Raw genomic sequence first — 13,074 nt, forward strand, 5'->3', positions numbered from 1 at the left:
GCACCGCTTGCAGAGCATGGGCGCACATGTTGTTCAGGCAGTCTGGGACAGGTCGGTGGAGGTGTCATTATTTTGGTGTTTTTTATCATGTTCATTTAGACGAGCGGTCGAAAGTCAATCTAGTGACTCTGCTTTATGCGCTCCCACTGCTGCGCAACGTGCTCGGCACTGGACGCACTCACTCGCGCCAGGTCGTCGGGATACTCCACCCCCTGATTCTCGACAAACCGCGTCGCGGTAAATTGACCATTACTGGCGCGCAGTATGTAACCCGTATCCTGGCATTGCCCCGACGCCAGGAACACCACCCCCGGCGCCACCCACTCCGGCTTGAGATTGTCCGGCTCACCCTCAATGCCCCACATGCGCGTCTTGGCCACTGGCGACACCGCATTGACCAGGATCCCGTCCTTCGCGCCTTCCATACTCAGGGCATTCATGATGCCCAGTTGCGCCATCTTGCCCGCCGCATAGGCCACCAGCCCGGGCTGGGCATATTGCTGGTACATCGCCCGATCAGACGACGTCAGCACCACCCGCGCGGCAGTGGATGGCTTGAGGTATTGCCAGGCATGTTTGCATAGCCAGATGGGCGCATAGACATTGATACCCAGCGCACGCCCGATAAACGCCGCGTCCGCCTCCTCAATGGATTGATAACCCACCCAGCCGGCGTTATGAATCAGGATATCCAACTGCCCAAACGCCGCGATGGCCGTCTCGACCAATTGCCGACAGCCTTGCTCGCTGGACAAATCCCCCTGATGAGCAACCGCGCTCAACCCCTGGGCCTGCAGGCGGCGTGCCGCATCCAGGGCGATGGAGGCATCGCTTCCCGATCCGAGGTTATCGGCGCCGATATCACTGATCACCACATTGGCCCCGCGCTGGGCCAGTGCTTGTGCGTAGACAAACCCCAAGCCACGGCCTGCGCCGGTGATAACGGCGGTTTTTCCTGCGAAATTCATTGGCTTTTCCTCATTGAGTGCCACCTCAACTTAGCTATGAACAACGGCATTGTTTAATACTGATCAAGGGGCGGTTTGATACCTTCTGCGTATCAAGCCCCACGCCCCCCAAGGCCTCGGCACCGGCACTCATCACCCTTTGCCAAAGCGCTGGAGCGTGCGACCGGCAGCGGAAAAACCACGTTCTGAAAAATAGTCAGAATTCAGGGGTTTACAGAACCTTTCCAATCGCTATAATCGTCGCCCTAACACGCCGGTATAGCTCAGTTGGTAGAGCAACTGACTTGTAATCAGTAGGTCCCGGGTTCGACTCCTGGTGCCGGCACCATACAAGGTTCCAGAGAAGGCTTTCAAAATCTCTGGAACCCCCGAAAAACCCGCCTTCTGGCGGGTTTTTTCGTTTTGGCGTTCCGTCGGATTCCGCCAAAATCTTATGGATACCAGCCGTTTTAAGGATAAAGATAGGGGTAAGGTCATTCGATAAAGGGAGGAGTACCCTTATGTCGCGCACCACTGCCCCGCTCTCTGATTCGGCTTGTCGTTCAGCCAAGCCCACCGACCGCGCCTATAAGCTTTTCGACGGCGACGGCCTCTACCTTTTAGTCCAACCCAACGGCCGCAAAGGCTGGCGTTTCAGGTATGTAAAACCTGATGGTCGTGAAGGGCTGACCTCGTTTGGCAACTACCCCGTGGTCGGCCTCGCCGATGCGCGCAAGAAGCGGCTGGAGGTCAAGCGGATGCTGGCGGAAGGCATCGACCCCATCGAGTCCAAACATCAAGCCAAGACGCAAGCCACAATCCGAGGCCGAACCTTTGAGGACGCAGCCTTGGACTGGCACAAAGCGATGTCTGCCAAATGGGCTCCGGGCCATGCCAAGACGGTCCTGAGCCGCCTCAAAACCCATGTTTTTCCTCTAATCGGTGATCGCGCTATTGTCGACCTAGACACTCACGACTTGATGCAACCTCTGGACGCAATCCAGAAGCGTGGCACGATTGACGTCGCGTTAAGGGTACAAAACTACCTGCAAAGCATCATGCGCGAGGCGAAACGTGCTCGACAGATCGCGGCAAACCCTGCCTCCGACCTTGAAGGTTTGATCAAAGCCCCGAGGGTAGTTCACCGCCCAGCTTTACCCTTATCGCGCCTGCCTGAATTGCAGGAGCGCATCGACAGCTACAAAGGACGAACGCTGACTCGGCTGACAGTCATGCTCTCTCTACATGTGTTTGTCCGCTCGAGCGAACTACGCTTCGCCCGCTGGAGCGAGTTCGACCTCAAGCGCGGCACCTGGGAGATACCGGACACTCGACCCGCGCTGTACGGAGTACCCTTTTCAACAAGAGGTACGAAGATGGCCGGGGACATCCACCTTGTACCCTTATCGCCGCAAGCGGTGACCCTGCTTGAACAGATCCACACCCTCACCGGCGAATTCGACCTGGTATTTGCGGGCGATGCCAACCCGTCGAAACCGATGTCTGAGAACACGGTGAACAGCGCGCTTCGAAATATGGGTTACGACACCAAAACCGAAATCTGTGGCCATGGCTTCCGCTCGATGGCCTGCAGCGCACTGATCGAGTCAGGATTGTGGTCGGAGACAGCCATTGAACGGCAGATGAGCCACAAAGAACGCAACAACGTCCGCGCTGCTTACATCCACAAGGCCGAATTCATTGAGGAGCGCAGATTGATCATGAACTGGTGGAGCCGGTTCCTTGAGACGAATCGACAGGAGCATGTCACCCCCCACGAATTCGCGAACCAGACCGGACCGAACGTCACTCGCTTAAAAGCAAAACGTGGCGCAACTGAGTAAGCGCTCGGTCTTAATATCTCAGTGATCCGCTTGTCCACGCGGGTCCATCCAAATAGGGCTGCAAAGCCGCCCTGTTTGGATGGACCTCACTTAAAAAATCTAAAGCCCACGCAACTGTCTGTGGAAAACCACAGATTTCCACCGGTGGATAATTTCATCCACAGCCGCAGAACTCCCAAAAATTCGAGCCTTGACCCGAATTATCCACAGGCGTAGAAAAGATCGGGCAAAGCGCTGTCGTTGACAGCAACCCCAGGTAGCCAGAACCTTTAAGGCTACGCCACACCGTGGTGGTTCTCCCAAAGTGCGATTAGCGTCCGGCGGCTCGCACGGTCACAGCGATGTGATGGATGCCTACTTTTATCAGTGTGCCCACTGCGGCAATTCATACCCTTTCATAGCTGCCCTGCAGCAACCTATCCGCTTGGCCATTTCATTGCGCCAACCTGCGCCCGTCTCTTTCTCCCGGAAAGAGACGGGCGCTCCAACCGCTGCTGCAGCCCAACTCGTACAAGGCTTTGCGGCATTCCCCCTCGTGACAATCGGCGTGACAAACACCGAAGTCACCCGCAACAGCGATGCAGATGATGGTGCCGCAGCCCAAGGAATGGACTGCACCTGACTGACAGCCAGGCATGCCCCGGTCATCGCATCACTGCCTTCACCCGACTCAGGATCTCGCGGCGCCGGTCTAGTCAGCCAGTGCAGCCTCCACCCGCCCACTTCTTCGGAAGTGCTCAGGAGGTCAGATCGTGAGATGCCCAAGCTCCCGGTCGTAAAGAGCCGCCAGTCCCGCGTTAGTGGACAACCCTCACAGGTCGCAGGGGCCTTGATCCCTGATAACACTCAACATCCTTGGCGGGATGACGTGGGGAAAGTCTCAAAGGTTTGGCTTCGAGAGGAGTTTGATCATGGCACTGATAGGTAGACGGGACGGGCGGAATTTTGGCTATGGTCGTCAACTGAGCTATGCCGGGCCGCAAGCGCTGAAGGACATGTTCGGCGGCGGGCACTATGGGACCGTTAAAGCGCACAGTGATCGCTGGCAGGCGTTTGTTCGATGGTGTCGTTCTGAGGATGGGCCAGGGTTCAACGATGCGCGAAAAATTGTTCGACAGACCTTGCTGGACTACGCCAGGTATCTGCGGCAGCAAGTCGAACAAGGAGCTATCGGCATCGCGACCGCGCAAAATCGATTGTCCAGCGTGAATCGAACCATGGCCGCGCTTCGCGGTGATCAGTCCGTGAAAGTACCGAGCCCAAGCAAGGCATTGGGAATGCAGCGGGCAAGTGTTCGTCGCTCAGTGCCGCAAGGCCAAGACCGCGAATACGTTAAGCGGATCGTTGACGAGCTTTGCGAACATCAGCAGCCGCGCGCTGCCGCCATCGTTCAGTTAGCGCGAGCCACCGGCATGCGTTTGCGTGAGGCGATTTTGGCCGACCTTACTCGACTGCAACGGGAAGCCGAGCAACTCGGGAGGATCAACATCCAGGACGGCACAAAAGGTGGGCGCAGCGGAGCAACAGCAGCTCGCTGGATCGTGGTGGATGACCATGTACGCGAAGCACTCAGATATGCCGAGCAAGTCTTACCGCATGGCAGCCACAACCTACTGGCACCGAACGAGAGCTACCTCGATTTCCAGCAACGCGTCGTACGCCCCGCCCGAGACGTCCTCCATACGCACAACCTCAAAGGCTTCCACGAAATGCGCGCAGCCTATGCGAGCGAACGCTATGAGCAAATCACCCTCTATCCCGCGCCCATCAATAATGATGGGCGGTGCGACCAGTTTGACCGGCCCCTTGATCGGCAGGCCCGAGAACAACTCAGCTATGAACTTGGGCACGGCCGTATCGACGTGGTATCGGCTTACATCGGTGGTCGAGCATGAGTAAGCCATTCGATATGGAGCTGTTCTTGGCGGGCGTTCTGACCGGATCGCACTCCACCCGCAAGCGTCACCTTCGTCAGGCGAAGGCCATTCAAGCGGCGATACATTATCGCTGGCACCTAGACAATCCATGGACCTGGCAGCGAAAACATATCGATTGGTTTCTAAATCAGCACCTGAACCAGCGCACTGAATCCACCCGCTATTACTATCTGCTGACCGTGCATTTGCTCACTATTCGCTTAGGTAAGCCATGGCATTTCAAGGTCAGCATCTATAGGGGACCTCGGGAGAGACGCTGACCAACGTTTTCACCCGATTTGATCATTGCACGCAAAAAGGGCGACAGGCCTAGATCGGCCAGGGGTGGAAAGCCGGCATGGTCCACTTTGCTCCCCGGTGAGGATGGTCGGTAACGGCATCCGCTGTTGCTAGCCAGCCATCCGCCCTAGAAAGGCGGGGAGTTCTCATGCTTGGCCTTCCGTGGATAAAGCTCGGTAGCCCTGCGGAATGCCCGGTGACAACATCCATGTTAACGGTCAATCTATGCTCCAGATAACGGCTCATTTCCCCAGACCGCTTTTGGCAACCAATGAACTACAACGATATGTGGCATCGGACGCGATAATTCGTCAGCCGGTGCTACGCACGACAAAAGGTCCCCCCCCAACTCTAGAGCGTTGTGGACGTATTCGGATATCGCGTGGCGCGTTGGCTAATCGTGCCGGGAAAAATAAGGTGCGGCACAGCCTGGCTGCTGAATAGTTCAGGGGGCAGTCGTAGTCAAACAGGACAAGCAAATGAGCAAAGCAGGTATTCAGTCCAATCGAGGCGATGGTTACCAAACGCTGGTTGCCTTTGACTGGGCTTTGAGCGTCCTTTCGGAGCCTGGTTACCAGTGGCTTGAAGTAGATTCAGTAAGCGGGTCAGTGGACGATGTGGTGATCGGCAAAGTAGATGGCACCAAAATTTACTGCCAGTGCAAAAAAAACCAGACGCTGCATAAGGCCTGGTCTACTGCCGACCTCGCCGACGAATTGCGCAAGGCAATCAGCTTGTTGACCAGCGATCCGACAGCGGAAATTCGCTTCTATTCGCGCAGCGCGTTTGGTGATCTCTCAAGACTGCGGGAATACAGCACCAACTATGCCGATGAAGCAACCTACCAAACCAATCTGGGCAAGGCGCTCCAAGAGTCAGATACCGAACTAGGAAGTCTGCTTGTCGAACAGGCGTCAAATCTTTCAACCTACCAGTTCCTAAAACGCACGACGTTTGAAATCAGTCCAGAACTGGATCGCATGGAGGCATTTCTGCGCGAGCGTTTGTGGCGGTTGGTAAGCAACGGTTCAGCGGCTTACAACACCCTATGGACACGCCTTGACTACCTCGGAATGCGCGTTAGCGGCCACGGCGAAAGTAGTGCTACGCAACATCGACTGACAAAGGACAACCTGAAAGTCTTGCTGGACAACGCAGGCTCGCTGCTGACCCCTCCCATGGACATGGTAAAGGTTCGTTCTTCATTCAAAAGCACTTCTGCCATTGGCCGGTCATGGCGCAGAGATATTGGCAGTGAAAGCGTTTCGAATCCATCCGTCAACGAACTCATCAAAGCCATTGAAGCCAAACATGGCTCTATCTTGCTCACCGGTTTGCCGGGATCTGGCAAGACCTGCGTAATGCTGGCAGTGCAAGAAGCACTGGAACAACTCGCCCAAACCCGCACTGACCTACTGCCGCTGTTCATTCAATCGCGCGAGTTCGCCGACATCGTCACTGCGCAAGACCGTCAAGCCCTAGGCCTGCCTGAACATTGGGTAGAAGGAGCGGCACGCATGGCGGAGGATGCGCACGTGGTCGTAATGATCGACTCGTTAGATGTACTTTCCATTGCCCGTGAACACAGCGTACTTACGTACTTCCTTGCCCAAATTGATCGTCTGCTGCTGGTTCCCAACATTACCGTTGTCACTGCCTGTCGCGACTTTGACTGTCATTACGATCGGCGTATTGCCCAGCGCAGTTGGGGTAAAAAAATCACCTGCCAGCCATTGGAATGGGATACCGAGATAGCGCCGCTGCTCGTAAAACTCAGCATTGACGCATCGGCCACCGATACGACCACGCGCGAATTGATTTGTAATCCACGTGAATTGGCCTTGTTTGTTGAATTAGCGCAGCAAGGAGGTAGCTTCAATGTAGTGACCAGCCAAGCGCTGGCACAGCGCTACCTTGCCACGATCGTGCAGGCCAATAGCGCACTGGGCGATGCCGCCATGCAAGCCATCGAAGCCATCGCGGCTGAAATGCTAAGGTTGCGCAGTCTTGCGGTGCCACGTCAGCGATTCACCGCCTCACAAGATATTCAACGTGCACTTCTCAGTAATAAGGTGCTGCATGAGACGCAGGATGGGCAACTGACATTCGGGCACCAGACGCTGCTCGACGTATTGGTGATCAGCGGCGCGGTACGCCAAGCTGTTACTTTGAACGCATTCATACAACGTTTACCGCCCGTGCCTTTTGTGCGCCCCAGCATTCGCAGCTTTGTCACGCAGCTGACAACCGGAGATCGACGCGAATTCCGAAAACAGCTGCGTACTGTTTTGACAGGCAACAATGCCTTCCATATTCGCCGTCTTGTGGCGGAAACCTTTACAGAACAACCCCCACACGATGACGACTGGCTTCTAATACGCGACCTGCGCAACCAGCATCGTGATGTCTTTCAGGTGATCTACACCCAGGCGGCTCGGGTGGAATGGCATCACTTCTGGATGAAGCATCTAGTCCCGTTTTTGAAAGATACCCGCGATGTTGACGGGTTAACGATGCATGTGCACCGAGTATCTCAATGGAAAAATGACGATGCCGTAGGGGTGTTCGCATTTTGGACCGAGGTACTGGCACTGGATGGGGTGGATAATACCCAGCTGACAAATTCTATTGCACATGCGATCACGCAAGTCCATGCAGACCATTCGGCGATGCTTGTGCCTTTGCTTATCGAATTGCTTAAGTTACCGAGGCAAGAACACAGCTTTCTCGGGCATGCACTCGCGCGCTGCGTAAAAGATGGCGGTATGGATGATACGGTTCTGTGGCGTTATGTCGCTGGCGAAGTCACCGACGAAGATGTGCTTGCCTATAGCTTTGACAAAAAGCTGCACTGTCAACCGCATGAGTTTGGGACAAGCAATAAAAGTTTTCTCGCAGATCGAATGCGAAAGTCCACGGCATTGCTTGACCTGGCTATAGCATCGATTGAGCGATGGAGCCAAATCAAGAACTCACGCTATGGCGAGGCTCCGAAAATTTTTTGGAGCGGCTTCCTACACCAAACGTCATACAACGACGCACACACCCAGACCGACCACCGGCACCTTGATAGTGAACGCATACTGCTGGATGCCGTTGAAACCGCCGTCTTGCATCACGCAAACACGCAATCGAATTGGTGGAAAAGCAACAGCGAACGTCTGTGCTTCAGCACAGAAGGCGCATTGCGCTATTTCGCCATCCTCGCGTGCATGGCAGCACCAACCGCTAACCTGGATGTGATTGGCCGCATGCTTTGCAACAAAAAACTGCTCGAATCCGCTTTGTCGTATGAACTCGGCACGCTTATACAGACCACTTTTCTGCACCTTGATGCGGCTACGCAAGACGCAATACATTCGACTGTTTTAACCCTTCGCCTGGAAACTGCAACTGACCCGAAGCACCATGCATGGGCGCTACGAGATCAAGCGAAACTAATTCTTACCATCCCCTGCCATCTGCGTTCAGCCGACGCACAGGCTGTATTGGATGAGTGCGAAAAAGAAATATGGCCTCTGATTCGCCAGCCGGACATTCACATGCGTGGAGGAATGGTTAGCGCACCGTTTTCTTTCGAGGTGTTTCTTGGTGCAAGCGATGACTCCGTGCTGGGCCTGCTGAATCACTACAAAGCGCATGCCAGTAGCCCTTTTGATGACTTTCTGATGGGGGGAGAGAGAGAGGTTGGCTCACAATTACGTGACGCGGCTTCGCGCCACCCCACCCGCTTTATGAGTCTTTTATCAGCCAACTGGGAGCGGATCTCGGACCGCTTTCGAGACGACCTCATGGAGGGCATTGCGACCTACCTGGCTCACCGCTACGGCAACTTGCAGGTAAATGGCACTTGGTCACCCAAAGATGAGCCCAATGCGGCAGCGTTGGTGCAGCAAATCCTGAATGAGCTGGAAGCGCATCCGAGTCATTGGCACCACAACCGCGTCGCATCTAAAGCAATAGAGAGCTGTGCGCACGTAGTTGAACTGTCAAAGGACGCTACGCGGCTAGTGTCTTTGGCTGCGGATTTTTCGACACTACAGGAGGAGAGCTCCATCTCAGGGGATTCCGTTGATTTGGTCACAGCTGGCATCAATATGGCCAAAGGGAACGCAGCGGAAGCCTTGATGATCGTGGCCAATCAACTTGAAAAGAACGGCGTACCGTGGCCCCAATTGCTACCGAATGCGCTACGCCTATTTGCCGCAGACCCGCACCCCGCTATTCGCGCCCTATTGCTGCGGCGTATGCCCTATTTACAAAGCCATCACCCTGAACTTGGCTGGGAGCTGTTTGGCCTTACCATGCAGGAGAAATCCCCCGGACTTTGGCCAATAGCCGAATCTAGCCTGTATTACGCTTACTACCAAAAATTCGAAATTGTCGCTTTGTGGCTAGCACGTCTTTATCGCGAAGGCAGCAACAAGGATTTTGAGACTTGGGGGCGTATATCCGCACTGGCAGCTCTTTCGAAACGATTGGAGTTTTCTTCCCTTCTCGTAGAAATCAACGCAGGGGAAACCGTCGAAGCGTGGTGTGGTGCGGCGAGCGTTTGGACTCACAGCGACAACATTCAGCAGCACCGGGAACAGTGTCTTGCCGGTCTTGAGGCCGGCTTGGATGCAGAGAATCATTATGCTCTTGCCGTTGCCCGCAAATTCCGCAACCTCTTCCAGGAGACAACGCCGCTGGTTGCTGTACCCATTGAGCTAATTCGGCGCTGCTTGTTCTTGCTAGGAACAGAAGCTGATTCTGCACGAAACGACATCTATGGCTTCGATGCATGGCTGAACGCTATGTCACTTCGCGATCCAATGTATGCATTAGAAGCGACCGAGATTTACCTTGATTTTGTTCGACAGACAAAACCCTATCTATACGACCATGAGAACAACCTCACACAACTGCTAACCCGCCTTTTCGCGCAGGCTGAAGAACAGGAGGAGTCAGACGGTGGTGCCATGCTGCAGCGAGTGGTAGCGACGCAGGATTCGCTGCTGACTCTGGGTGTCGACGGCATGAATGATTGGCTTAAAGCCGCGGAGCGTCCATGACCATAAATAGCGAAACAGGTGCTTTACGAAGGCATCGCCATAAAACTCATGGGATTCATGCGCAGCACTAACCACAGCAATCCGACGACTCCAAAGGGTGATAAAAGCAGCGATCACAGCGATACGGCTGTAACCCTCCGGAGAACGGCCTGCGGCACGCCAACGATTTGGGTGCCAAGTAGCCATCTGCATCCTGATATGCCTATTTTTATAGCTATCAACAAGCGAGCGCACGTCTTGAGGTAGTTTTAGAGGTAGAAAAACGCAGTCTCAAAGATAATAACGACCGTCATCAATAAGTTATTGATTGGTTCGACTCCTGGTGCCGCACCATACAAAATGAAGCCTCCACAGATTTGTGGGGGCTTTGTTGTTTCTGGGAATTGGGCCTCAGAACCGCCGATATTCCGGAGAACTGCTCCACCAGAAAAATCCCACACCCTGTAAGTTGCAGCCCATAAGCCATCGCGCTAACCTCCTCCCCGTCGCTGCTCATCAGTGACCGGGCCTGGAAACCCGATGCTTAAGGACGCTACAGCGTCGTCAATCAATCAGCAGGCGCTTTTTTTATGCCTGTTGTTTGTGCTTTTTGGCGGCTGTACGTGGGAGGCCTTGTGCCTGCCGGGTTCCTTTTGCCTCGGTTTCCAGCCCGCGTACAGCTGCCACCTTTCGCTTGGAAACGTCTGGGGCAGCTCTTTTTGTTCATGCAAAGGGAGTTAGCTATGCCGTACGAAATACCGCCTGAAACCATTCGCTCCTTGGGTAGCATTTGCCGACTTCCACTATCCGGAGGCCAGCAATGAACACCTCACCCCCAGCAACCACCCTCGGTGCCGTAACCTTCGCAGACTGTGGCGAAAGCAAACACGATATGAAGGTCTTCCGCGTCAATGCCGGCATTCCCTTCCAGGAAGCCCTTGAACACGCCTCCCACCTGCTCTACTACGCCAATGTTCTCTCGCTCGATGCCGCCATGGATGTAGACGGGGAAAAGTATGCGTTTTCTTCGCACTACCTGGGCGAGATGGGTAAAGCGATCCTCGACGATGTGCTCCTGGCCATGCAGCCCGAGGGGCCTGAGCCGCAGTAAGCCGTTCGCGCCCGATGCTGTGCGTCGGGCGCCTAAATGCTCATTAGGCCTGAGCCCAAGCAACCGAATCCTTCGCAAAATACCGACTAGGCACCTCCCCCAACACCCGCCTGAAAACACTCGTAAACGCACTCGAGCTGCTATACCCCAAATCAATCGCCACCCGCGTCACCGACTCCCCGTTCCCCAACCTGACCACCGCCGCCAACAGGCAGGCTTGCTGGCGCCATTCCACAAAGCTGATGCCCGTCTGCTGGCGAAACAAGCGGGTGAAGGTGCGGCGGCTCATGCCGAGGCGCTGGGTCATGTCGTCGATGCTGGTTTCCAGTGATGGCTGTTCCAGCAGGTGACGACAGATGGGGGCCAGCCGGGGGTCGTTGGGGAGTGGGGCGTTGAGTGACAGGGGGCGCATGTCGGCTATTTCGTCGAGCAGCAGGGTCATCAGGCGGCCGTGCAGGTGGTCCTTTTCGTACAGCGCCGGTATGTCGATGGCGCGGGTCAGCAGTTCGCGCAGCAGCGTCGATACGCCGAACACCTGGCACTGCGCGGGCAGGTTCAGGCGGGTTGCGGCGTGGGGGCGGATGTAGGTGTTGAGCATGGTCACCGGGCCGCTCATGCTCATTTCGTGGGGTACGCCCGCCGGGACCCAGATGGCGCGGTGGGGTGGCACCACCCAGTTGCCCTGTTGGGTGAAGACGGTGATCACGCCGCAGGCGGCGTAGGCGAATTGCCCGCGGCGATGGGTATGCACCGCAAAGTGCTGGCCATCGGCATAGTCGTTGGCGGTGACCACGGCGTCGCGGGGGGTGTTTTCGTAGGGGTCGATGTCAGTTTGGCGCATGGCCCGAATTTAATGATTTATGACCTGATAGTGCAAGCGAGCCATCGCGCCTATTGCGCATAGTTGCGCCTTGGCTGGCGCACACAGGTGCCGGCGCTGCTTTGTGGAATCAGAACACCATGCAAAAGAAGCATCTGGCCCTGGCCGTGTTGGTGACGGCTGTCTGGGGGCTGAATTTTCCGATTACCAAGTTGGGGCTGGCGGGGGTTGATCCGCTGTTGCTGACTGCGCTGCGCTTTACGTTGGCGGCGTTGCCGTGGGTGTTTTTTGTGCGGCGCCCGGCCATTGCCATGAAGTGGTTGGTGGCCTACGGGCTGATTTTCGGGGTGGCAATGTGGGCCTTGATCAACCTGGGGATTGAATGGGGTGTACCGCCAGGTACGGCAGCCTTGTTGATCCAGTTCAGTGCGTTTTTTACCCTGGGTTGGGGGGTGTTGTTGTTTCGCGAGCAACTGAGCGTCGGCCAGATCCTCGGGGTGGGGCTGGCGGCTGTAGGACTGGTCGGTATTATCGCCAGCAGTCCGGGCGAGGCGACAACCCTGGGTTATGGCCTGCTGCTGGTAAGTGCGTTCAGTTGGAGTGTGGGCAACGTCATCATCAAGCAATCAAAAGTGCGCGAGATGTTTGCCTTTGTGGTGTGGGCCAGTCTGTTCCCGCCGCTGCCGTTGCTGCTGCTGACGTGGTTGGCCCATGGATCGGCGCCGTTCACTGCGCTGGTCACCCATATGGAGTGGCTGACGGTGTTCTCGCTGTTGTTCCAGGTGTACGCGGCCACGCACTTTTGTTACTGGGGCTGGAACCTGCTGCTGCGCGAGTACCCGGTCTCCAAAGTGGCGCCGTTGTCGTTGCTGATCCCGGTGTTTGGCGTCACCGGCTCCATGCTGTTGCTGGGGCATCGGGTCGATCTCAACGAGGGAATCTCGATTGCGCTGATTTTGTCGGCCTTGGCAGTGGGGCTAGTGAAATGGCGCCCAGCGAGGACGTCATCTGCCGCTTGATGCCAAGGGCGACGCGCGCAAGATAGCACTTAGCCATATTTCTAATTGACACCCCCCTCCCCGTCCTTTAAAACCCATGCATTC

8 protein-coding genes and 1 tRNA gene are annotated in these 13,074 nt (G+C 55.7%); 7 read left to right on the forward strand and 2 right to left on the reverse strand.

Going from position 1 to position 13,074, the window contains the following annotated elements; translation table 11 throughout:
- Positions 1-119: 119 nt before the first annotated feature.
- Positions 120-968, reverse strand: a complete 849-nt coding sequence (locus tag JFT44_RS07220) for an SDR family NAD(P)-dependent oxidoreductase (protein WP_198830468.1) — start codon at positions 966-968, stop codon at positions 120-122.
- Between the two features lie 252 nt (positions 969-1,220).
- Here JFT44_RS07220 and JFT44_RS07225 point away from each other — a divergent pair.
- The 6 genes from JFT44_RS07225 (at position 1,221) to JFT44_RS07250 (ending at position 11,151) form a co-directional block, all read left to right on the forward strand.
- Positions 1,221-1,296: transfer RNA gene (locus tag JFT44_RS07225), tRNA-Thr, on the forward strand.
- A 172-nt stretch (positions 1,297-1,468) separates the two neighbouring features.
- Positions 1,469-2,791, forward strand: a complete 1,323-nt coding sequence (locus tag JFT44_RS07230) for an integrase arm-type DNA-binding domain-containing protein (RefSeq protein ID WP_060767896.1) — start codon at positions 1,469-1,471, stop codon at positions 2,789-2,791.
- A gap of 911 nt (positions 2,792-3,702) precedes the next feature.
- The gene (locus tag JFT44_RS07235; protein ID WP_060767897.1) at positions 3,703-4,686 is read left to right on the forward strand and encodes an integrase domain-containing protein; all 984 of its coding nucleotides are present in this window, start codon (positions 3,703-3,705) and stop codon (positions 4,684-4,686) included.
- Positions 4,683-4,988 (forward strand): hypothetical protein, encoded by a 306-nt coding sequence (locus JFT44_RS07240; RefSeq protein ID WP_060767898.1) that lies wholly within the window; start codon positions 4,683-4,685, stop codon positions 4,986-4,988. Before JFT44_RS07235 ends, JFT44_RS07240 begins: the two co-directional genes overlap by 4 nt.
- A 498-nt stretch (positions 4,989-5,486) precedes the next feature.
- Positions 5,487-10,061 (forward strand): ATP-binding protein, encoded by a 4,575-nt coding sequence (locus tag JFT44_RS07245; protein WP_060767899.1) that lies wholly within the window; start codon positions 5,487-5,489, stop codon positions 10,059-10,061.
- Between the two features lie 799 nt (positions 10,062-10,860).
- Positions 10,861-11,151, forward strand: coding sequence for a DUF3077 domain-containing protein (locus JFT44_RS07250; RefSeq protein WP_057437100.1), 291 nt, complete (start codon positions 10,861-10,863; stop codon positions 11,149-11,151).
- A 43-nt stretch (positions 11,152-11,194) separates the two neighbouring features.
- On the opposite strand, the gene JFT44_RS07255 is transcribed toward JFT44_RS07250, so the two are convergent.
- A complete protein-coding gene (locus tag JFT44_RS07255) occupies positions 11,195-11,992 on the reverse strand; it encodes a helix-turn-helix domain-containing protein (protein WP_057437098.1) in 798 nt (265 codons plus the stop codon).
- Between the two features lie 119 nt (positions 11,993-12,111).
- Here JFT44_RS07255 and JFT44_RS07260 point away from each other — a divergent pair, with 119 nt between their 5' ends.
- Complete coding sequence (locus tag JFT44_RS07260; RefSeq protein ID WP_169989232.1) at positions 12,112-12,990, forward strand: EamA family transporter; 879 nt, start codon at positions 12,112-12,114, stop codon at positions 12,988-12,990.
- Positions 12,991-13,074: the final 84 nt, after the last annotated feature.

The sequence above is a fragment of the Pseudomonas sp. MF5691 genome (assembly GCF_016405645.1).
Taxonomy (GTDB): Bacteria; Pseudomonadota; Gammaproteobacteria; order Pseudomonadales; family Pseudomonadaceae; genus Aquipseudomonas; species Aquipseudomonas shahriarae.

Bases quoted from the DNA above. Each gene is read 5' to 3' on its own strand.
- JFT44_RS07220 (WP_198830468.1), bottom strand. From the start codon at position 968: ATGAATTTCGCAGGAAAAACCGCCGTTATCACCGGCGCAGGCCGTGGC.
- JFT44_RS07230 (WP_060767896.1), top strand. From the start codon at position 1,469: ATGTCGCGCACCACTGCCCCGCTCTCTGATTCGGCTTGTCGTTCAGCC.
- JFT44_RS07235 (WP_060767897.1), top strand. From the start codon at position 3,703: ATGGCACTGATAGGTAGACGGGACGGGCGGAATTTTGGCTATGGTCGT.
- JFT44_RS07240 (WP_060767898.1), top strand. From the start codon at position 4,683: ATGAGTAAGCCATTCGATATGGAGCTGTTCTTGGCGGGCGTTCTGACC.
- JFT44_RS07245 (WP_060767899.1), top strand. From the start codon at position 5,487: ATGAGCAAAGCAGGTATTCAGTCCAATCGAGGCGATGGTTACCAAACG.
- JFT44_RS07250 (WP_057437100.1), top strand. From the start codon at position 10,861: ATGAACACCTCACCCCCAGCAACCACCCTCGGTGCCGTAACCTTCGCA.
- JFT44_RS07255 (WP_057437098.1), bottom strand. From the start codon at position 11,992: ATGCGCCAAACTGACATCGACCCCTACGAAAACACCCCCCGCGACGCC.
- JFT44_RS07260 (WP_169989232.1), top strand. From the start codon at position 12,112: ATGCAAAAGAAGCATCTGGCCCTGGCCGTGTTGGTGACGGCTGTCTGG.